17 protein-coding genes are annotated in these 21,547 nt (G+C 69.4%); 14 read left to right on the top strand and 3 right to left on the bottom strand.

Going from position 1 to position 21,547, the window contains the following annotated elements; genetic code table 11:
• Positions 1-9: 9 nt before the first annotated feature.
• From infB to QN315_RS10390, 6 genes are all read left to right on the top strand, one after another.
• The gene (infB, locus tag QN315_RS10415) at positions 10-2,718 is read left to right on the top strand and encodes a translation initiation factor IF-2 (RefSeq protein WP_323989206.1); all 2,709 of its coding nucleotides are present in this window, start codon (positions 10-12) and stop codon (positions 2,716-2,718) included.
• Positions 2,715-3,152 (top strand): 30S ribosome-binding factor RbfA, encoded by a 438-nt coding sequence (rbfA, locus tag QN315_RS10410; RefSeq protein ID WP_176640866.1) that lies wholly within the window; start codon positions 2,715-2,717, stop codon positions 3,150-3,152. Before infB ends, rbfA begins: the two co-directional genes overlap by 4 nt.
• 123 nt (positions 3,153-3,275) lie before the next feature.
• Positions 3,276-4,196, top strand: coding sequence for a tRNA pseudouridine(55) synthase TruB (gene truB, locus QN315_RS10405; protein WP_323989204.1), 921 nt, complete (start codon positions 3,276-3,278; stop codon positions 4,194-4,196).
• 22 nt (positions 4,197-4,218) lie between these two features.
• Positions 4,219-4,488 carry a 30S ribosomal protein S15 gene (gene rpsO, locus QN315_RS10400; RefSeq protein ID WP_176641329.1) on the top strand — a complete coding sequence of 90 codons (270 nt, stop codon included), beginning with the start codon at positions 4,219-4,221 and terminating at the stop codon, positions 4,486-4,488.
• Between the two features lie 251 nt (positions 4,489-4,739).
• The gene (gene pnp, locus QN315_RS10395) at positions 4,740-6,881 is read left to right on the top strand and encodes a polyribonucleotide nucleotidyltransferase (RefSeq protein ID WP_323989202.1); all 2,142 of its coding nucleotides are present in this window, start codon (positions 4,740-4,742) and stop codon (positions 6,879-6,881) included.
• Between the two features lie 152 nt (positions 6,882-7,033).
• Positions 7,034-8,452, top strand: a complete 1,419-nt coding sequence (locus QN315_RS10390) for a nitronate monooxygenase (protein WP_323993383.1) — start codon at positions 7,034-7,036, stop codon at positions 8,450-8,452.
• 31 nt (positions 8,453-8,483) lie between these two features.
• Here the strand turns inward: QN315_RS10390 and QN315_RS10385 are convergent, their stop codons facing one another.
• Genes QN315_RS10385 through rph form a run of 3 tightly spaced genes read right to left on the bottom strand, consistent with a single transcriptional unit; the run spans position 8,484 to position 11,495 of the window.
• Positions 8,484-10,073: a hypothetical protein gene (locus QN315_RS10385; RefSeq protein WP_323989201.1), complete on the bottom strand. Its 1,590-nt coding sequence runs from the start codon at positions 10,071-10,073 to the stop codon at positions 8,484-8,486.
• Positions 10,070-10,693 (bottom strand): RdgB/HAM1 family non-canonical purine NTP pyrophosphatase, encoded by a 624-nt coding sequence (rdgB, locus tag QN315_RS10380; protein WP_323989200.1) that lies wholly within the window; start codon positions 10,691-10,693, stop codon positions 10,070-10,072. Before rdgB ends, QN315_RS10385 begins: the two co-directional genes overlap by 4 nt.
• Before the next feature lie 25 nt (positions 10,694-10,718).
• The gene (gene rph, locus QN315_RS10375) at positions 10,719-11,495 is read right to left on the bottom strand and encodes a ribonuclease PH (RefSeq protein WP_323989198.1); all 777 of its coding nucleotides are present in this window, start codon (positions 11,493-11,495) and stop codon (positions 10,719-10,721) included.
• A 218-nt stretch (positions 11,496-11,713) separates the two neighbouring features.
• On the opposite strand from rph, the gene hrcA reads away from it, so the two are divergent.
• The 8 genes from hrcA to QN315_RS10335 all read left to right on the top strand — a co-directional run bounded on the left by hrcA (position 11,714) and on the right by QN315_RS10335 (position 21,543).
• On the top strand, positions 11,714-12,781 hold the full coding sequence (hrcA, locus tag QN315_RS10370) for a heat-inducible transcriptional repressor HrcA (RefSeq protein ID WP_176641317.1): 1,068 nt from the start codon (positions 11,714-11,716) through the stop codon (positions 12,779-12,781).
• Between the two features lie 95 nt (positions 12,782-12,876).
• Entirely contained in the window at positions 12,877-13,788 is a 912-nt protein-coding gene (locus tag QN315_RS10365; protein ID WP_323989197.1) for an aldo/keto reductase, read from the top strand.
• A 296-nt stretch (positions 13,789-14,084) separates the two neighbouring features.
• The gene (locus QN315_RS10360) at positions 14,085-16,856 is read left to right on the top strand and encodes a PBP1A family penicillin-binding protein (protein WP_323989195.1); all 2,772 of its coding nucleotides are present in this window, start codon (positions 14,085-14,087) and stop codon (positions 16,854-16,856) included.
• Positions 16,857-16,936: 80 nt separating this feature from the next.
• Positions 16,937-18,068 (top strand): peptide chain release factor 2 gene (gene prfB, locus QN315_RS10355; RefSeq protein WP_323989193.1). Its coding sequence is split into 2 segments (ribosomal slippage): positions 16,937-17,005 and positions 17,007-18,068, totalling 1,131 coding nucleotides; the frame shifts between segments, so codons are not numbered across the junction.
• 641 nt (positions 18,069-18,709) lie between these two features.
• Positions 18,710-19,369, top strand: coding sequence for an energy transducer TonB (locus QN315_RS10350; RefSeq protein ID WP_323989192.1), 660 nt, complete (start codon positions 18,710-18,712; stop codon positions 19,367-19,369).
• A 104-nt stretch (positions 19,370-19,473) separates the two neighbouring features.
• Positions 19,474-20,532, top strand: a complete 1,059-nt coding sequence (locus QN315_RS10345; RefSeq protein WP_323989191.1) for a MotA/TolQ/ExbB proton channel family protein — start codon at positions 19,474-19,476, stop codon at positions 20,530-20,532.
• Positions 20,533-20,534: 2 nt separating this feature from the next.
• Complete coding sequence (locus tag QN315_RS10340; RefSeq protein WP_323989190.1) at positions 20,535-20,960, top strand: biopolymer transporter ExbD; 426 nt, start codon at positions 20,535-20,537, stop codon at positions 20,958-20,960.
• A gap of 148 nt (positions 20,961-21,108) precedes the next feature.
• On the top strand, positions 21,109-21,543 hold the full coding sequence (locus QN315_RS10335; RefSeq protein ID WP_176640582.1) for a biopolymer transporter ExbD: 435 nt from the start codon (positions 21,109-21,111) through the stop codon (positions 21,541-21,543).
• Positions 21,544-21,547: the final 4 nt, after the last annotated feature.

The raw sequence follows: 21,547 nt of genomic DNA, 5'->3' as shown, positions 1-21,547 counted from the left end.
GGCGGGTACATGAGCGAAGGCAACGATCAGGATCAGGGTAAGGGACGCTTGTCCCTGCGGCCGGCGGGCCGGAGGGATGTCGGACGGACGGTTGACGCCGGTTCCGTGCGGCAGAGTTTCAGCCATGGTCGTTCGAAGGTGGTGCAGGTCGAGGTGCGCAAGAAGCGCGGCCCCGGTCCGGCCCCCGCGGGCAGCGGCTCCGGTTCGTCCGGCGGCGGCAGGGCCGGCGGACGGGGCGGCAATGGCGGCCGGGCGCTGACGGCGGCCGAGCTGGCCACCCGCCAGCGCGTCCTCGAAGAGCAGCGGCAGGAAGCCGTCCGACGCGAGCAGGAGCGGCGCGAGCAGGAAAAGATCATGATCCTGTCGGCGGCCGAGGAAGCGCGCCGCCGCGAGGAAGAAGCCCGCCGCGCCGCCGAGGACGCGGCCCGCGAGCAGGAAGAGGCCGACGCCCGTGCGCGGGCCGAGGCCGAGGTGGCGCGCCATGCCCGGCCGCGGCCCGAGCCCGAGGCCGAGCCGCAGGCCGGCAGCGGCCCCGTCGTGTCGGCGGTGCCGATCCCCGGCGAGGTGACGCTGGCGCCGCCGATGGAACGCCTGCGCCCGCTGGCCGAGCGCGCCATCATGCCGGCGCGCCCCGTGACGCCCAGCCGTCCGGCGGCGCCCGCCTCCGCCACGCCGCAGGCGCCCGGCGAGACGCTGCGCCTGCGCACCGGCCGCGCCGCCGAGGGCGACGAGGAACGCCGTCCCGCGCGCCGTCCGGGCGGCGGTGCCGCGCCGTCCCGCAAGCCGTCGGGCGCCACCGCCAAGAAGGGCGGCGACAGCCGCCGGTCGGGCCGCATCGACGTCCAGGCGGCGATCGAGGGCGATGACGACAAGACGCGTTCGCTGGCCTCGGTCCGGCGCCAGCGCGAGCGTGAGCGCCGCCAGGCGGAGCTGGAACGCCTGCGTTCGGATCAGGTGCGCGTGGTGCGCGACGTCGTGCTGCCCGAGACGATCACGGTGCAGGAACTGGCCAACCGCATGGCGGCCCGCCAGGGCGAGGTCATCAAGACCCTGATGAAGATGGGCGTGATGGCCACGGTGACCCAGTCGCTGGACGCCGACACCGCCGAGCTGGTGGTGCAGGAATTCGGCCATCGTGTCCGCCGCGTCGCCGACAGCGACGTCGAGATCGGCATCGAAGGGATCGAGGACCGGCCCGAGGAACTGCAGCCGCGTCCACCGGTCGTCACGGTCATGGGCCATGTCGACCACGGCAAGACGTCGCTGCTGGACGCGCTGCGCACCACCGACGTGGCGGCGGCCGAGGCCGGCGGCATCACCCAGCATATCGGCGCCTATCAGGTCACCCTGGCCTCCGGGGCCAAGATCACCTTCATCGACACGCCGGGTCACGAGGCGTTTACCGCCATGCGCGCCCGCGGCGCGTCGGTGACCGACGTGGTGGTGCTGGTGGTGGCGGCCGATGACGGGGTGATGCCCCAGACGATCGAGGCCATCAAGCATGCCAAGGCGGCGCACGCGCCGATCGTGGTGGCGATCAACAAGTGCGACAAGCCCGGCGCCAACCCGGACCGGGTGCGGCAGGAACTGCTGTCGCACGAGATCGTGGTCGAAGCGATGGGCGGCGACACCCAGGATGTCGAGGTCTCGGCGCTGAAGCGCACCGGGCTGGACAAGCTGGAGGAAGCCATCCTGCTCCAGGCGGAAATCCTGGACCTGCGCGCCAATCCGCATCGCGTCGCCGAAGGCTCGGTGATCGAAAGCCGGCTGGATCGCGGGCGCGGGCCCGTGGCGACCGTGCTGGTGCAGAAGGGCACGCTGAAGCGCGGCGACATCGTGGTGGCGGGCGCCGAATGGGGCCGGGTGCGCGCGATGTTGGACGACCGCAACCGCCAGGTGCAGGACGCCGGTCCGGCAACCCCGGTCGAGGTGCTGGGCATTGCCGGCGTGCCGGGTGCCGGCGAACCCTTCGTGGTGGTCGAGAACGAGAACCGCGCCCGCGAGATCTCGGAATTCCGCCAGCGGGTGATCAAGGACCGCATGGCGGCCGGGCAGACCGCGGCGCGCGGCACGCTGGACCAGATGCTGGCCCGCATCCAGGCCGGCGCGCAGAAGGAAGTCGCCGTCGTCATCAAGGCCGACGTCCAGGGTTCGGCCGAGGCGCTGCAGGCCACGGTGCTGAAGCTGGAGCACGAGGAGGTCAAGGTCCGCGTGCTGACGGCCGGGGTCGGCCAGATCACCGAAAGCGACGTGCAGTTGGCCAAGGCGTCGGACGCGGTCATCGTCGCGTTCAACGTCCGCGCCACCACGCAGGCCCGCGAACTGGCCCAGCGCGAGGGCGTGGATATCCGCTACTACTCGATCATCTATCAGGTGGCGGACGACGTCGAGCAACTGGTCAAGGGCAAGGTGGCGCCGAAGCACCGCGAGAAGTTCCTGGGCTATGCCGAGATCCGCAAGGTCTTCGACATCACCAAGGTCGGCAAGGTCGCCGGTTGCTACGTCACCGAGGGCGTGGTCAAGCGCGGCTGCGGCGTGCGCCTGCTGCGTGACAACGTCGTCATCCATGAAGGCGAGCTCAGCCAGCTCAAGCGCTTCAAGGACGACGTCAAGGAAGTGGCCCGCGGCTATGAATGCGGCCTGTCCTTCGCCGGGTATAACGACCTGCGCGAGGGCGACATGGTCGAATGCTACGAAATGGAGCTTGTGCCCGCATGAGCCGCCATTCCTCACGCGGGAAGGTGAATGCGGCGGGGCCGGCGGGGAAACTCGCCGGCCAGCCTGCTTCGGGGCCCTCGCAGCGCCAGTTGCGCGTGGCCGAAGAAGTGCGCCGCGTGCTGGCCGACCTGTTCGCGCGGACGGAATTCCGCGATCCCGAACTGGTCGATGTCCGCATCACCGTGACCGAGGTGCGGATTTCACCCGACCTGAAGCACGCCACGGCCTTCGTCGCCCGGCTGGGCCGCAGCGACGTCGAGACCCTGCTGCCGGCGCTGAAGCGCGTGGCGCCGTTCCTGCGCTCGCGCCTGTCCACCGGGCTGCGGCTGCGGGTGGCGCCCGAAATCCATTTCCAGCCCGATACCGCGCTTGATTACGCGATGGAAGTCGACGCGCTGCTGCGCCATCCCGACGTGGCCCGCGACCTGGACTGAAATCCGTCCCGAACGACGGATTGCCGGGCGACCCCGCCCAGGGAATGGCATTCACAGGAATGGCATTCACATGCACGGCGTCCCCACGCACGCCTCCTCAAATTCTGAAAAAGGTTCTGTCTGATGCGACGCAAGCGCGGACGCGCGATCGATGGCTGGCTGGTGATCGACAAACCGTCGGGCATGACCTCGACCGAAATCGTGAACCGGGTGAAGCGCCTGTTCGACGCCCAGAAGGCGGGGCACGGCGGCACGCTGGACCCGCTGGCGACCGGGCTGCTGCCCGTGGCCTTCGGCGCGGCCACCAAGACGGTGCCCTATATCATGGACGGGACCAAGCGCTACCAGTTCACCCTGCGGCTGGGCGAAGCGCGGGATTCCGACGATGCCGACGGCGTGGTGACCGCGACCTCGGACGTGCGCCCCACCGACGCGCAGTTCCGCGACGCCCTGCCGGCCTTTCGCGGCGACATCATGCAGGTGCCGCCGGTCTTCTCGGCCATCAAGGTGGCGGGAGAGCGCGCCTACGACATGGCGCGCGACGGGCGCGCGCCGGATCTGCCGCCCCGGCCGGCCAGGGTCGACCGGTTCGAGCTGGTGGCCCGGCCGGACGCCGACACCGCGATCTTCGAGGTGGAGTCCGGCAAGGGCGTCTATATGCGCTCGCTGGCGCGCGACATCGCCCGGGCCTGCGGCACGGTGGGCCACGTGGCGGCCCTGCGCCGGCTGCGGGTCGGTCCATTTTCCGAGGCGGATGCAATTAAGCTGGACAAAATAGCGACAAGCGACGACAACGCGCCTGCTTCACCGGATCTGCTGCTTCCGGTCGCGACCGCGCTGGCCGACATCCCGGCGCTGGCCCTGACCCACGAAGAAGCGGATGCCCTGTCACACGGGCGGGCGATCAGCCTGCTCGACCTGATGGGGCGGATTCCGGACGCCGTCGATCCCGCGGGCGGGATCGCGCGGGGAATGGACGGGAAGCGGGTGATCGGGCTCTGCCGGCTGGAGGATGGCTGGCTGCGCCCGGACCGTATGCTTTAACCGCATGTGAATGGAGAACACGATGTCGATTACCGCAGAACGCCGCACGACGCTGATCGGCGAATATCAGACCGCCGCCCAGGATACCGGCTCGCCGGAGGTCCAGGTCGCGCTGCTGACCGAACGGATCAACAACCTGACCGAGCACCTGAAGACCCACGCGAAGGATTTCCATTCGCGCCGCGGTCTGCTGATGATGGTCGGCCGCCGTCGCGGCCTGCTGGATTATCTGAAGCGCAAGGACGGGGCGCGGTACCAGGCCCTGATCGGCCGCCTGGGCCTGCGTCGCTGATCTGACGGGCGGCGGGGCCGATCCCTTTTGCCCCGCCGGGCCGGAACGGCCATCCCCTGCCCAATCGTGGGCCGGGGCAACATGCTGCCGCCATGTCGGTGGAGACATCCGGACCGGGTCGCAGCGTTTCAGGCCACATGGCGTTCTGGTGGGCGACCATCACACACCATGCCGTCCGAGACGCTGTTTCTTCTCCCTCCGTCCGGGGCCTTCCACCCCATCGGGCCGGCCGCCGGACAGGGAATGTCTGAATGTTCAATTATTATCGCAAGGAAATCGACTGGGGCGGACGTCCGCTGGTGCTGGAGACGGGCAAGATCGCCCGCCAGGCCGACGGCGCCGTCGTCGTGACCTACGGCGACACGGTGGTGCTGTGCACCGCCGTCGGCGCCAAGAGCGTCAAGCCGGGGCAGGATTTCTTCCCGCTGACCGTCAATTACCAGGAAAAGGCGTTCGCCGCCGGCAAGATCCCGGGCGGTTTCTTCAAGCGCGAAGGCCGTCCGTCCGAGATCGAGGTGCTGAATTCGCGCCTGATCGACCGTCCGATCCGCCCGCTGTTCCCCGACAATTTCCGCAACGAGGTCCAGGTCGTCGCCACCGTGCTGAGCCACGACCTGGAGAATGACCCGGCCATCGCCGCGCTGGTCGGCTGCTCGGCGGCGCTGACCCTGTCGGGCATTCCGTTCTTCGGCCCCGTCGCGGCCTGCCGCGTCGGCCATCTGAACGGCGAATATGTGCTGAACCCGACCCTGGCCGAAATGAAGGACAGCGCGCTGGACCTGGTGGTCGCCGGGACGTCGGAAGGCGTGCTGATGGTCGAGTCCGAGGCGGGCGAGCTGAGCGAAGAGGTGATGCTGGGCGCCGTGACCTTCGGTCATGCGGCCTTCCAGCCGGTGATCGACGCCATCATCGCGCTGGCCGAGCACGCGGCGAAGGCGCCGTGGGACCTGGCCGAGCCGACGGCCGAGGAAATCGCGCTGCAGCAGCGGGTCGACGCGCTGGGCCGCGCGGCGATCGCCGCCGCCTATCAGGAGCGCGTGAAGCAGGAGCGCTACAAGAAGGTCGGCGCCGCGAAGGAGGCCGTGCTGGCCGGCCTGGCGGCGGAAGGCCTGAACGCCGACGCGGCCAAGCCGATGCTGAAGGAGCTGGAAGCCGACGTGGTGCGCAGCGCCGTGCTGGATACCGGCCTGCGCATCGACGGGCGCGACCTGAAGACGGTCCGCCCGATCGTGTCCGAGGTCGGCATCCTGCCGCGCGCCCATGGCTCGGCCCTGTTCACCCGCGGCGAGACCCAGGCCCTGGTCGTCGCCACGCTGGGCACCGCCCAGGACGAGCAGGTGATCGACGCGCTGGAAGGCGAATACCGCACCAATTTCATGCTGCACTATAATTTCCCGCCTTATTCGGTGGGCGAGTGCGGCCGCATGGGCTCGCCCGGCCGGCGCGAGATCGGGCACGGCAAGCTGGCCTGGCGCGCGGTGCATCCGCTGCTGCCCGGCAAGGATGCCTTCCCCTACACGATGCGCATCGTCTCCGAGATCACCGAGAGCAACGGGTCGTCCTCGATGGCCACGGTGTGCGGCACCTCGCTGGCGCTGATGGATGCCGGCGTGCCGCTGCGCCGCCCGGTGGCCGGCATCGCCATGGGGCTGATCAAGGAAGATCGCGGCTTCGCCGTGCTGTCCGACATCCTGGGGGATGAGGATCACCTGGGCGACATGGACTTCAAGGTCGCGGGCACCGAGCTGGGCGTCACCTCCCTGCAGATGGACATCAAGATCACCTCGATCACGCCCGAGATCATGAAGATCGCGCTGGAACAGGCGCGCGAGGGCCGGCTGCACATCCTGGGCGAGATGGCCAAGGCGCTGACCGAAGGCCGCGCCGACGTCTCGGCCTCGGCGCCGAAGATCACCACGATCTCCGTGCCCAAGGAAAAGATCCGCGACGTGATCGGCCAGGGCGGAAAGGTGATCCGCGAGATCGTTGAATATTCGGGTGCGAAGATCGACATCAACGATGACGGCACGATCATGATCGCCGCCACGTCCGAAGATCAGGCCGCCAAGGCGATCGAGCGGATCCGCGGCATCGTGGCCGAGCCCGAACTGGGGGCGATCTATACCGGCAAGGTGGTCAAGACCGCCGATTTCGGCGCGTTCGTGAACTTCCTGGGCGCGCGCGACGGCCTGGTCCATATTTCGGAACTGTCGCAGGGCCGGGTGGCGAAGACCACCGACGTGGTCAACCAGGGCGACGTGGTGAAGGTGAAGGTCCTGGGCTTCGACGATCGCGGCAAGGTGAAGCTGTCGATGCGGGTGGTCGATCAGGAAACCGGCGCCGACATCACCGAGACCGTGGGCGCCAAGCCGGGCCGTCCGCCGGCACGCTGAGTACGGCGGGCCGGGCGCGGCGGCCGGACGACGGGTCCGCGCCGCCGCCGCGCGGCTGTCCGTTCCGTATGGGGCGCCCCATATCAGCCCCGTAAGGGCCATGGCTACCAGGCGCCGGCCGCTTCCGCCGGCGCGATGACGATAGGGTAATGATGAAGGCGATCAATGCGATCCGGATGGGCGGGGTGGATGTCCTGCCGCTGGTCGAGGGCGGAAAGGGCGTGTCGGTGTCGACCGGCATATCATCCGGGCACTGGGCGGCGGCAGGAGGCGCCGGCACGGTGTCGATCGTCAATGCCGATTCCTACGATGCCGAAGGCCGGCCGGTGCCGCAGCTCTATCATGGCCGCACCCGGCGCGAGCGGCATGAGGAACTGGTGGAATACGCCATTCGCGGCGGCATTGCCCAGGCCCGCATCGCCCACGAAGTGTCCGGCGGGCGCGGGCGCGTCCATGCCAACATCCTGTGGGAAATGGGCGCGGCCGAGCGCGTGATCAGCGGCGTGCTGGAAGGCGCGCCGGGCCTGATCCACGGCCTGACCTGCGGGGCGGGCATGCCCTATCGCCTGTCCGAGATCGCGGCGACGTTCGGCATCCATTACTACCCGATCGTATCCTCGGCGCGGGCCTTCAACGCGCTGTGGAAACGGTCCTTCCACAAGACGTCGGACCTGCTGGGCGGCGTGGTGTACGAAGACCCCTGGCGGGCCGGCGGCCATAACGGCCTGTCGAACACCGAGGACCCGCGCACGCCCGAGGACCCGATGCCGCGCGTGCTGGAACTGCGCAGGCTGATGCGCCAGTTCGGCCTGCACGACACGCCGATCATCATGGCCGGCGGCGTGTGGTGGCTGGAGGAATGGCAGGACTGGATCGACAATCCGGAACTGGGGCCGATCGCCTTCCAGTTCGGCACCAGGCCGCTGCTGACCCGCGAAAGCCCGATCCCCGAGGCGTGGAAGCGCAGGCTGCGCACGCTGAAGAAGGGGGATGTGTTCCTCAACCGCTTCTCGCCCACCGGATTCTATTCCTCGGCGGTGAACAACCCGTTCCTGCGGGAATTGCAGGCGCGCTCCGAACGCCAGGTCGCCTATTCGACCGAACCGGTCGGCGAGCATACCGCGTCCTATGGCGTGGGCGCGCGGGCCCGCCAGGTCTTCATGACCGAGGCCGACCGCGAGCATGTCCGCCTGTGGGAATCCCAGGGCTTCACCGAGGCGATGCGCACGCCGGACTCCACCCTGATCTTCGTGACCCGGGACCAGGCGCGCGAGATCCTGGCCGACCAGGTGGCCTGCATGGGCTGCCTGTCGGAATGCCGCTTCTCGAACTGGAGCCAGCGCGGGCCGGACTTCACCAACGGGCACAAGGCCGATCCCCGCTCGTTCTGCATCCAGAAGACGCTTCAGACGATCGCCCACGCCCACGGGGACGACGCCGAGGCGGCGATGGACGACAACCTGATGTTCGGCGGCACCAACGCGTGGCGCTTCGCCACCGACCCGTTCTATGCCGACGGCTTCGTGCCGACGGTCGGCCAGCTCGTCGCGCAGATCCTGACCGGACGCTGATCGCGCGACGCCCTCGCCTCGCCTCGAAGGCTCAGCGCACCGGGGGCGGCGCCAGGAACACAGTCCTGTCCGGGCCGGCGAACAGCGGAACATAGCCCGCCGCGCGAAGCGGCGCGTCCACCGGGTCGCGGCCGCGCTGGGCCAGGGCCTCGCGATGGCGTCCGCCGGCCATGTTGAGTTCGACCAGCCCGAAGACATGCCGCCTGGCCATCGCGTCCAGCGGAAAGGTCTGCCGCCCGACCAGCATGGCCTGGGTCAGGTTGAAGAAATCGACCGTCTCGTCCTTGCCGGCCCAATAGCACAGGGCCAGCGTTTCGCAGGCGGCCGGCCCCGGCGCGGCGCGCAGCCGGCCGATCGCCGCCTGCCATTGCCTGGCCTCGGCGGGCCGGGCGCGGACGGCGTCCAGGTCATGCGCCAGGCGAAACGGCGCGATCGCCAGGGCCGGCATGGCGGCGACCAGCGCCAGCCGCGCCGGGGACAGGCGCCAGCGCCCGAAGCCCAGCCGTCCGAAGCCCAGCCGCCAGAACCGCCCATCCGCCGGGTCGCGCGCCAGGACCAGCCCCGTCGCCAGGCAGGCGGCGATCAGGGTCTCGAACTGCGCGTTGTAATTGACGCCGTCGCCCAGGCGCTGGGCCAGTCCCGTCACCAGCGCCAGGGCCAGGAACAACAGGACCAGCACGCGGCCCCGCCCCGCCGGCGTGCCGCCTCCGCCGGGGGCCGGCCGCAGCCAGAGCAGCCCGGCCGCCAGCAGCGGGCCGGCCATGGCCGGCAATTTGGCCACCCCGTCCAGGACCTGGCGCGCCGACAGGACCCGGTCATGATGCAGCAGGTCGGTCAGGAAGGCAGGGCCGTACAGCCAGCGCGCCAGCGCAAAGCCCCCCAGCACCGCGACAAGCCCGGCGCCGCACCACGCCGCCAGGGCCCGCCGGTCATGCCAGGCCAGCCAGGCGGTGGCAGCCAGCGGCAGGGCGATCAGGTTATGTTTCACAAACCCGCCGGCCGCGACCAGCAGCGCCGCCAGGACGGCGCGGCGGACCGACGGCGCGGCCGGACGCGCACCGCCGAGCAGGACGGCAAGTCCCCCCAGCATCAGGGCATGGGCCAGCCATTGCGGGTCGTCGATCCCGACATAGGCGGAAAACCCGGTGCAGACGAAAAGCGGCAGCATCAGCCCGGCCGCCAGGGCCGCGTCCCGCCGGCCGCCCATCCGCCGGACGCAGCACGCGACCAGGGCGCCGCCGGCCAGCAGCGCGGCCAGGGCGACGATCCGGCCGGCCACGATCATGTCGCCGGTCAGCCTGCCCAGCAGGCCCACCAGCGGAAAGGACAGCGGCGGGTAGTTGTTGAACACCATGCTGCCCGGCGGCGGATAGAGCGGCCGTGCCGGATCGTGCGCCAGGGCCCGCAGCGCCAGATAGGCGTTCCAGCCCTCGTTATAGTTCGTCGAGACATGGTCGGACAGCGCCAGCAGCGGCGCCGTCAGCAGCAAAGCCAGCAGCAGGACGCCGGGCGGCAGCAGCCGCGCCAGCCCGGACAGGCCGGCCAGCCGTGCGAGCGGGCCGCCGGCCGCGCGAAGCGCCGCATCACCCGCCGCGCGCGGGGCCTCGGCGGGTGCCGTCACGGATGGGCCGGCGGCAGGCAATCGTCACGGAACCGGACGAAGGCCAGGGCGCGGTGGCTGATCGCGTTCTTCTCGGCCTCGGGCATCTCGGCAAAGGTGCGGGCCTCGCCCACGGGCTGAAAGACCGGGTCGTAGCCGTGGCCGTTGCCGCCGCGCGGCGGCCAGGCGATCCGGCCGTCGATCCGGCCCTCGAAGGTACGCAGCGTGCCGTCCGGCCAGGCCAGGCAGAGGACCGAGATGAACCAGGCCGCGCGGTCGGGATTGCCGCCGATGCCCGCATGGATGCGCGCCATGGCGGCGGGGAAATCCTTCGCCGGGCCGGCCCAGCGGGCGGAATAGATACCGGGCGCGCCGTCCAGGGCCGCGACGCACAGGCCGGAATCGTCGGCCAGGGCCGGCAGGTTGCTGGCCGTGGCGGCGGCCCGCGCCTTCAGCGCCGCATTGCCGGCGAAGCTGTCGGCGGTTTCCTCGGGTTCGGGCAGGCCGAGCTGCCCGGCCGATACCAGGGTAACGCCGTGACCGGCCAGCAGGGCGGAGAATTCGGCCAGCTTGCCGGCATTGTGGCTGGCCAGGACCAGCGTGTCGCCGGCGGCCAGGCGGCGCGTGTCGGATATCGTCATCGGGTGTCTCCGTTCGGGCCGCGATTCAGGGGGTTTCCGGCGGCGGGGCGCCCAGGGTGGTGCCCAGGGCGGCCCCCAGGGCAGCATCGACCGCTGCGCGCTGGGCCGCGAACAACGGCACGGTGCCGGCTTGCGCCAGGGCCAGCAGGGCCTCGAACTGCGCCTGCGAGAACGGCGCATGTTCCGCCGTGCCCTGGATTTCGACGATGCCGCCGGTTTCGGTCAGCACGAAATTGGCGTCGGCGGCGGCGGTGCTGTCCTCGTCGTAATCCAGGTCCAGCACCGGGCCGGCCTGCGTCAGCCCGCAGGAGACCGCGGCGACCTGGGCCCGCAGCGGCAACCGGGCCAGCACCCGGTTGCGCACCAGCTTGTCCAGGGCCAGGCGCAACGCGACCCAGCCCCCGGTGATCGCGGCGCAGCGCGTGCCGCCATCGGCGTTCAGCACGTCGCAATCGACGGTGATCGACATCTCGCCCAACGCCGCCAGATCCACCACCGCGCGCAGCGAACGGCCGATCAGGCGCTGGATTTCCTGGGTGCGGCCCGATTGCCTGCCCTTCGCCGCCTCGCGGCCGCCGCGGGTGTGGGTCGCGCGCGGCAGCATGCCGTATTCGGCGGTCACCCAGCCCTTGCCCTGGCCGCGCAGAAAGGGCGGCACCCGCGATTCGACGGTGGCCGCGCACAGGATCTCGGTCCCGCCGACGCGGATCAGGGCCGATCCTTCGGCGTGGCGGGCGAAACCCGTCTCGATGGAAACGGGGCGCATCGCGTCGGGCGCGCGGCCCGAAGGGCGGGGGGTCATGGGATCGGCTCTCCGGATCGGCAGGCTTGTGTCGGTGACCGGGCGGAGATAACCCGAGCCCGGGGGCGATTGCCAGTCCCCGTTACATTCCTTCCCCGTCACATTCCTTTCCCGTCACGTTCCTCCCGTCACATTTCCCCTCCGTTCTTGTCACGCGCGCGCCGGCGCGCCAGATTTATGCCGATCGTTCTGTCCGGGCGCCAAGGAGGACAAGGAATATGGATCTGGGTCTGCCGGTCTCGCGCCCCGCCCTGCCGCCGGGACTGGATGCACGCTCGGCGGCGATCCTGCGCGAAATCGTCGAGCAATATGTGGAAACCGGCGAGCCGGTGGGCTCGCGCACCCTGTCGCGGCGGCTGCCGCTGTCGCTGTCGCCGGCGACGATCCGCAACGTCATGGCCGACCTGACCGAGGCCGGGCTGCTGTTCTCGCCCCATGCGTCCGCCGGGCGGCTGCCGACGGAAAAGGGGGTGCGGCTGTTCGTCGACGGATTGCTGCAGTTCGGCAGCCTGGCCGACGACGAGCGCGATGCGATCACCCGCGCGCTCGAGATCAGGGGCCGCTCGCTGCAGGACATGCTGTCCGAGGCATCGTCGATGCTGTCGGGCCTGTCCTCGGCCGCCGGGCTGGTGCTGGCGCCCAAGAGCGACGGGGCCGTGAAGCATATCGAATTCGTTGCGCTGGGCCCGGGCCGCGCGCTGGTCGTCCTGGTCGGGGCGGACGGCCAGGTCGAGAACCGGGTGATCGAGACCCCGCCTGGCCTGCCGCCCTCGGCCCTGGTCGAGGCCGCGAACTATCTGAACGCCCACCTGGCCGGCCGCACTCTGGAGGCACTGCGCGACCATGTGCGCGCCGACATGGCGGCCAATCGCAGCGAACTGCACCATTTGACCGCCGAAGTGGTGGCCAGCGGCCTGGCGACCTGGAGCGAAGCCGATCGCGGCGGCACCTTGTTCCTGCGCGGGCAGGCGCGGCTGCTGGCCGACGTGACGGAAATCGAGCGCCTGTCGACCATCCAGATGCTGTTCGACCGGCTGGAAACGCAGGAAACCATGCTGCGCCTGCTGGAACTGGCGCAGGAATCCGAGGGCGTGCGGATCTTCATCGGGGCGGAAAGCGGATTGTTCGGCCTGTCGGGCATGTCGGTGGTGGTGGCGCCGGCACGGACCGACAGCAACCGGATCGTCGGCGCGATCGGGGTGATCGGCCCCACACGCATCAATTACGGGCGCATCATCCCGGTGGTGGATTATACTGCGCGGGTCATCGGCAGGATGCTGGGCTGACGGTCCGGCATCCGGCCGGACCTGCCTTGCTGCTGCCATCTTCTGTTCCTACGGCTGGACGCGGTTCCGGTCATCCCCGAGCGAGGAGGTCGCGCATGTCCCATTCCGACGTCCACCCTGGCGCCCATCCCGACGCCAGGCAGGCGGGCCTGTTCCCGATCGGCGGCGACCTTCCGGTGGCGCGCATGGGCTTCGGCGCCATGCGGATCACCGGCCCCGGCATCTGGGGCGATCCCCCGGACCGCGCGCGGGCGCTGGCCACGCTGCGCCGCGCGGCGGCGTGCGGCGTCACCCTGATCGACACCGCCGACAGCTACGGCCCCTATGTCAGCGAGGACCTGATCCGGGCGGCGCTGTATCCGTATGACGGGCTGGTGATCGCCACCAAGGGCGGCCACACCCGTCACGGGCCCAATGTCTGGCGGCCGGTCGGCAATCCCGACTATCTGCGGCAATGCGTGCTCATGAGCATGCGCCGCCTGGGCGTGGCGCGGATCGATCTGTGGCAGTTGCATCGCGTGGGTCCCGACTGCCCGCCCGAAACGCAGTTCCAGGCGATCGCCGAGATGCGGCAGGAAGGACTGATCCGCCATGTCGGCCTGTCGGAAGTGTCGGTCGAGATGATCGAGCGCGCCCGCCGCTTCTTCCCGGTCGCGACGGTGCAGAACCGCTATAACCTGGTCAACCGGCTGTCCGAGGACGTGCTGGACTATTGCGTCGCGCACGATATCGGCTTCATCCCCTGGGCGCCGCTGGCCGCGGGCGGCCTGGCCCACGCCCATGGCGCGCTGACCCGGGTGGCGCAGGATCTGGGGGCGACCACCGGGCAGGTCGCGCTGGCCTGGCTGCTGCGCCGCGCGCCGGTGATGCTGCCGATCCCCGGCACCGGCAGCCCCGACCATGTCGACGAGAACGTCGCCGCCGCCGGGCTGACGCTGGACGACGCCACCTTTGCCCAACTGGACCAGGAAGGCCGCGCCGAGTGGCGCAGGCTGTCCGGGTCGTGATACCCGCCGGCACGGCAAGGGGCGACGCGGGCGCGGGACGGTGCTAGTGTCCCGCAACCGCAGGGCCCCGGATTGCGGGGCCGAAATGGACACAAGTTAAAACAGTATCCTGGTGGACTGCTTCTCTCTGAAATCCGCATGCGGACCGCGAAGGCAGGACATCGGGACAGCGCCCCGGCCGGTGGCCGCCGGCGGCGCGCCGTGATGGATCAGGCCCTGTTGCACATTGCCCCGTTGGACCTCGGATGAATTTTCCTAATGGATCAGGCCCTCATGGATCAGGCCATGACGGCCGGATGCTCGTGACCTCGCGCGCCGGTGGCGACGCCGCCGCCGGCGGTCCGCCCGGCGCGGCCCCCCGCGCGCGGGGGTTCGGCCTGGGTGGGGCCGGCGGGCCGCGCCGGCCGCGCTATCGCCTGGTACGGCGCCTGCTGGGGGGCGGGCTGGCGCTGCTGCTGCTGGTCGTCGCGGCCGGCAGCCTGGCGGTATGGACGAAATACGAGCAGTTGGTGGCCGACCTGCCGACCGTGGACGGGCTGCGGACCTATCAGCCCCCGGTGATGAGCCGCCTTTATTCCGGCGACGACCGGGTGATGGCGGAACTGGCGGCGGAACGCCGGATCTTCGTGCCCTATGCCGCCATCCCGGACCGGGTGAAGAACGCCTTCATCGCGGTCGAGGACCAGAAATTCTACAGCCATGGCGGCGTCGATCCGTTCGCGATCGCCCGGGCCGCGCTGACCGATCTGACGATGCGCAAGGGGCGGCGTCCGCTCGGCGCCTCGACCATCACGCAGCAGGTGGCGCGCGTCATGCTGCTGGGCTCGAACGCCGTGTCGCTCGCGCGCAAGGCCAAGGAAGCCCTGCTGGCGATCCGCATCGAGCAGACCCTGTCCAAGGACAAGATCCTGGAGATCTATCTGAACGAGATCTATCTGGGGGCCGGGGCCTATGGCGTGGGGGCGGCGGCCCAGACCTATTTCAACAAGCCGCTGGACCAACTGGACATCGCGCAGGCCGCCTTCCTGGGGGGGCTGCCGAAATCGCCGACCAACTATAATCCGTACCGCTATCCCGAGCAGGCCAAGGAACGCCGCGATTTCGTGCTGCAGCGCATGGCCGAGGTCGGGGCGATCACCTGGGACGAGGCCCGCGCCGCGCAGGCCGAGCCGCTGATGCCGCAATCCTTCGTCCGGCCCGGGCCGGTCCCGGGTTCGGAATGGTTCGCCGAAGAGGTGCGCCGCCAGTTGATCGAGCGCTACGGCCAGGACATGACGATGCAGGGCGGGCTGGCGGTGCACACCAGCCTGGATCCGCACCTGCAGCAGATCGCGACCAAGGCGGTGCGCGACGGGCTGATGGCCTATGACCGCGCGCATGGCGGCTGGCGCGGGCCGGTCGGCCACCTGGACGATGTCGCCGTCGCCCGCGCGACGGTGACCGGCGACTGGCAGGGCGCCCTGGCCCACGCCGCCCCGCCCCCGGGCATGCTGAATGCCTGGCGCCTGGCGGTGGTGCTGTCGCCGGCGACGGGCGAGGTCGGCTGGCTGGACGGATTGCCCGCCCAGCCCACGCCGCGCACCGGCCGGCTGCTGGCCCGCGACCTGGCATGGGCCCGGCGTTTCCGCCTGCCGCGCGCGGGCGACCTGGTGCTGATCGAACCCCAGGCCGACGGCGGCGGGGTCGCCCTGCGGCAGATCCCGCATGTCGAGGGCGCGCTGGTGACGATGGACGTGCATAGCGGCCGGGTGCTGGCGATGGTCGGCGGCTGGTCGTTCAACGCGTCGCAGTTCAACCGCGCCACCCAGGCGCTGCGCCAGCCCGGATCGTCCTTCAAGCCGTTCGTCTATCTGACGGCGATGGAGCAGGGGATCTCGCCGTCGCAGAAATTCGACGACTCGCCCGTCTCGTACGGAAGCTGGCACCCGAACAATTACGAGAAGGATTTCTGGGGCCCCACGACGCTGCATGACGCGCTGCGGGAATCGCGCAACCTGGTGACGATCCGCCTGGCGGCGCATATCGGCATGAAGTCGGTGGCCGACATGGCGATCAGGCTGCACCTGGTCGACGCCATGCCGCACGTCCTGCCCGCCGCCCTGGGCGCGGTGGAAACCACCGTCCTGCGTGAGGCCGGGGCCTATGCCGCCATCGCGGCGGGCGGGCGGCTGGTCACGCCCACCCTGATCGACGACGTGCAGGATCGCGACGGCCATGTGCTGTGGCGGCCGGCGGGCCTGGGCCTGGCGGCGGCCGCGCCGCAGGCCGCACCGGCCGCGGCGCCCGGAACACCGCCCGAAACGCCGCCCGGCGTCGTGCCGGATGCTCCCGCCCCCGCCCCCGCCTTCGCCACGCCGCCGGCGGCCGCCGTGTCCGGCGGGGGCGTGGGGGCGGTTCCGGCGGACGGGCCGCTGCTGGCCGATACGCGGCCGCAGATCGCCTCGCCGGAAAGCAGCTTCCAGATCCTGAGCATGATGGAGGACGTGATCCGGCAGGGCACCGGCAAGCCGGCCGGCGATGGGATCGACCGGCCGATCGCGGGCAAGACCGGCACCAGCCAGGATTTCAACGATGCCTGGTTCGCGGGGTTCTCGCCCGACATCGTCACCGTCGTCTGGGTCGGGTTCGACGCGCCGCAAAGCCTGGGCAAGAACGAGACCGGCGGCAACATCGCCGGCCCGATCTGGAACCAGGTGATGAAGGCGGTGCTGGCCGACCGGCCCAGGCTGGATTTCCCGGTGCCCCCGGGGGTGACGCTGGCGCGCTACGACACCGGCCGGGTCATGGCGGTGGACGCGTTCAAGCCCGACCAGATTCCGGGCGTCAGCGCCGATCTGTATGCGAACGTGACCGGCGCGCTGACGGCCGCCGACACGGGGGCCGAGAACATGCCGGATTCCGAAAGCGACATGGCGGCCTCGCCCACCGCCGGAGCCCAGGGCACCACGGCGCCGGATACGACGGTACCGGGCACGACGGTGCCGGGTACGGCGGCGACGGGCGGGCAGCCCAAGGTCCCGCCGCAACCGGCCGGCGGGGGTGACATCGGCATGGGCGGGCTGTATTGACGCGGCGCATCGCCCATATCCGCCCGGCCCATCCTCCATCCCCGGTGGGCCGCCATTTTTTCTGACGGAGATCCCGTTCCATGTCTGCCGAGAGCGAATCCCTCAACGACCAGATCAAGCAGTCGGTGGCGCTGCTGAGGAGGCATCTTTGACTGGGATGTCGCCCTGGGCCGCCTGGCCGAACTGAACAACCGGGCGGAGGATCCGGATCTGTGGAACGATCCGGACGCCGCCCAGAAGCTGATGCGCGAGCGCACGCTGCTGGCCGGCCAGGTCGAAGGCGTGCAGCGGCTGGAAGCCGACGTCCGCGACGCGCTGGAGCTGGTCGAGCTGGCCGAGATGGAAGGCGATGACGGCGTCCTGAAGGACGCGGTGCTGATGCTGCGCGCCCTGGCGGAGGAAGCCAAGCGGCGCGAGACCGAGAGCCTGCTGTCCGGCGAGGCCGACGGCAATGACTGCTATCTGGAAGTCAATGCCGGCGCCGGCGGGACCGAGGCCCAGGACTGGGCCGAGATGCTGCTGCGCATGTATACCCGCTGGGCCGAGCAGCACGGCTACAAGGTCACGCTGATGGAAAGTTCCGAAGGCGAGCAGGCGGGATTGAAATCGGCGACGATCCAGGTCTCGGGGCCCAATGCCTATGGCTGGCTGAAGACCGAGGCCGGGGTGCATCGCCTGGTGCGGATCTCGCCCTTCGACGCGGCGGCGCGGCGTCAGACCTCGTTCGCGTCGGTCTGGGTCTATCCGGTGGTCGATGATTCGATCGAGATCGAGATCAACGAGTCCGACCTGAAGGTCGACACGTTCCGGGCCTCGGGCGCCGGCGGCCAGCACGTCAACAAGACGGAATCGGCCATCCGCATCACCCACGTCCCGACCGGCATCGTCGTCGCCTGCCAGACCGACCGGTCGCAGCACCGCAACCGCGCGACCGCGATGACGATGCTGAAGGCCCGGCTGTACGAGCAGGAACTGCAGCGGCGCGAGGCCGCCGCCGCCCAGACCGAGGCCGCGAAGACCGATATCGGCTGGGGCCACCAGATCCGCTCCTACGTCCTGGCGCCGTACCAGTTGGTCAAGGACCTGCGGACCAATGTCGAGCGCGGCAATCCCGATGCCGTGCTGGACGGCGACCTGGACGATTTCATGGCGGCCGCCCTGGCCGCCCGGGTCGGCGCCACGCGCTCCGAGGCCAGCGCGGCCGCCCAGTAGTCGGTTATTGCCTGGCCGGCAGGTACGGGGCGGGGACGGCCAAGGCCGTCCCCGCCTTTTTTTATGCCTTTTTCACGCTTCCGTTTCCGCGCCGGCCATTTTGCATTTATTGCGCGACCGCACCTTGAACGGATCGATATCGATCCGAAACCACCCCTTTCGTTTTTATTTGATCACGGGTGATCGCGGGTTCGTGGCCTGCCGAACGGGCGGCGCAATCCGGCGGACCGTCCGGCGGCCGAAACAAGCGACGGCGCAAAAAATGGCAGATTCTTGGCTGCATTCTCAAAAAACGCGAGTTTTTAGCCGTTTGTGACATGTTGTTAATGTGGGCAATTTTTAGGCCAATGATGACAAATTGCTCGATTCAAATTCGATAAATATCTTGCTTGACATCAGGGGGTGCCAATAGCCCAATTCAAGGGCTTGGAGGCATTTCGGTGCCTCTCCAGCCAGGTCGTAACGCAGGGGACGATGGTCTCCGATGCGGCTTTCGTGTGTCCGAAATGTGTCGGCGGTCCGCGCCGCGGCACATGTTCCGGGTTCGTCCCGGGGCCGGTCCCGGTGCCGTTTCAGTGGTCCTGACTTGTTGTGGTGTCGAGTGCCGAAACCGGCGCGGAGAGTTTTGAGGAGGTTTCGACATGAACTACGCGGAACAACAACGCAGTCCGACGAAACATATCATCGGGATCACTGTCGTTGTTCTCCTGCACGTGGTTCTGATCTGGGCGTTGATGAACGGTCTTGGGCAGAAAATCGTCCAGGAGCTGCGTCCGCCTATCCAGACCAAGATTATCACCGAGCCCAAGCCGCCGCCGCCGCCGCCGCCGCCGCCCCCGCCGCCGGTGATGACGCAGCCGCCGCCGCCGTACATCCCGCCGCCGAAGATCCAGATCCAGCCGCCGCCGCAGCAGGTGATCCGCCAGGTGACGCATACGCCGCCGCCGAAGCCGGTTCCGCCGTCGCCGCCCGTGCCGCCGGCGCCGAGCGCGCCCGTGGGGCCGCCGGTTCCCGATCACCTGGCGGGCGCGCGTCCGGTCAACAACGTCAAGCTCGAATATCCCGAGGACATGCTCGAGGAAAATCGTGAGGGCCGCGTGACCGTGGTGTGCGACGTGGAACCGTCGGGCGAAACCACCAACTGCGCCGTGACCAGCGTGCAGGGTGGCCAGGCCTTCGCCCAGGCGGCGCTCGATTACGTCCGCCGCGCCAGGTATCAGCCCGCGGTGAAGAATGGCGTTCCCATCAAGGAATTCCACCACCCGTACACGATCACCTTCAGGCTCAGCAACGACGACTGAAGTCCACCAAGTTCACCCGAGTTACCGGGGTCCGCCCGACCGATCAGCAGGGCGGCCCCGTGGTTCCGGAAACCGGGCCATCTACCACAGAGGATTTGGAGTACATGACCAGACTGCACCGTGTTCCTGTCGTTGCCGCGTCGGCCCTCGCAGCCGTTCTGAGCGTCTCGTCGCCCGTGATTGCGGTCGCCCAGGATGCACAGTCCGCCGCTCCGGCCGCCGCTCCCGCTCCTGACGCGTCGGCGCCGGCCGCCGCCGCGCCGGCCGCAACCCCGGCCCCGGCCGACGCTTCGGCGCCCGCGCCCGCCGCTCCGGCCACGCCCGACGCCGCCGCCCCGGCTGCCGCCGCTCCCGCTCCGGCCCCCGACGCCTCGGCTCCGGCGCCCGCCGCTCCGGCGACCCCGCCGGTCGAAGCCGCCGCCCCCAAGCCGGCCGGCAACCCCTACGGCCTGGATGCGCTGTGGCGCAACGGCGACATCATCGCGCGCGGCGTCCTGCTGATCATGGTCGGCATGTCGCTGGGCACGTGGTACATCATGGTCACGAAGTTCTTCGAGCAGGCGCGCATGTTCTCGGCCGCCAAGGAAGCGGCGAAGACCTTCTGGACCAAGTCCTCGATCCAGGAAGGCGCCGCGGCGCTGAAGCCCTCCTCGCCGTTCCGCTACATCGCCGACACCGGCATCGTCGCCGCCGAGCACCACGAAGGCACGATGCAGGAATCGATCGACCTGCATAGCTGGACCTCGATGTCGATCCAGCGCGCGGTCGACACCATCCAGTCCCGCCTGCAGGGCGGCCTGGCGTTCCTCGGCACCGTCGGCTCGACCTCGCCGTTCGTCGGCCTGTTCGGCACCGTGTGGGGTATCTATCACGCCCTGACCGCCATCGGCATCGCGGGCCAGGCGTCGATCGACAAGGTCGCCGGCCCGGTCGGTGAATCGCTGATCATGACCGCGATCGGTCTGGGCACCGCCGTTCCGGCCGTGCTGGGCTACAACCTGCTGGTCCGCCGCAACAAGGGCGCGATGGACAAGGTCCGCAATTTCGCGGCCGACCTGCAGTCCATCCTGCTGGGCGGCTTCCGCCACGGCGTCTCCCCGGACATCACGGTCCGTCCCGACAGCTCGCCGACCACCACCACCACCTCCAACCGGGTTGCCTGAACATGGCGATGCAAGTCGGAGGCGGCGGCGATGAAGACGAGGTGGTGTCCGCCATCAACACCACTCCGCTTGTCGACGTCATGCTGGTGCTGCTGATCATCTTCCTGATCACCATCCCAGTCGCAACACATACGATCAAGGTCACCCTGCCGCGGGACGCCAACCAGCCCACGCAGACCAAGCCCGGAAACGTGGTGCTGGCCGTGACCGAGAACGGACAGGTCTACTGGAACGAGGTCGCGATCAAAAGTCGCGCCGACCTTCTGGACCGGCTGGAGAAGATTGCGGTGCTGAAGCCGCAGCCTCAGATCCAGATCCGCGGCGATGCCAAGTCCCGGTACGAATCCGTCGGGCGGGTGATCGCGACCTGTCAGGAGGCCGGGATCTATCACGTGGACTTCATTACCGAGCAACCGCACTCGGATTGAGGCAACAGGACACCCGGCGCCGTCCAGGCGGCGCCGGGCCCTCCGGGAGATCCCACATCAGGGCCTCGGTGCCGCCATCCCGCCGCCGATCCGCGATCGGTCCGGACGGCAGGTTCGTTGACCCGCGCTTTTTAGAGAGTACATCGCCATGGCCATGAGTGTCGGCACCGAAGGCACTACCGAAGACGAAGGCATTGTCGATATCAACACGACGCCGCTGATCGACGTCATGTTGGTGCTGCTGATCATGCTGATCATCACCATTCCGCTGCAGACGCATTCGGTCGCGCTGGACCTGCCGCAGGGCAATCCGCCGCCTTCGACCGAAGTGCCGAAGGTCGTGACGCTGGCGATCGATTTCGACAACAGCATTAGCTGGAACGGCGAGCCGATCACGGACGAAGCGTCGCTGCAGGCCCATATCACGTCCGCTGCCGCCATGCCCGACCAGCCCGAGATGCATATCCATCCGAACCGCTTGGCCGACTACAAGACCGTGGCGCACGTCCTTGCGGATTGCCAGAGGCTTGGCATCACCAAGCTGGGTATCGTAGGTCAGGATCAGTTCATGGAAGGACAATGAGCTG

It is taken from the genome of Nguyenibacter sp. L1 (assembly GCF_035199985.1).
GTDB lineage: Bacteria > Pseudomonadota > Alphaproteobacteria > Acetobacterales > Acetobacteraceae > Gluconacetobacter > Gluconacetobacter vanlangensis.
Note: the sequence above shows the minus strand (reverse complement) of the source record. Positions and strands in the feature narration are given on the sequence as shown.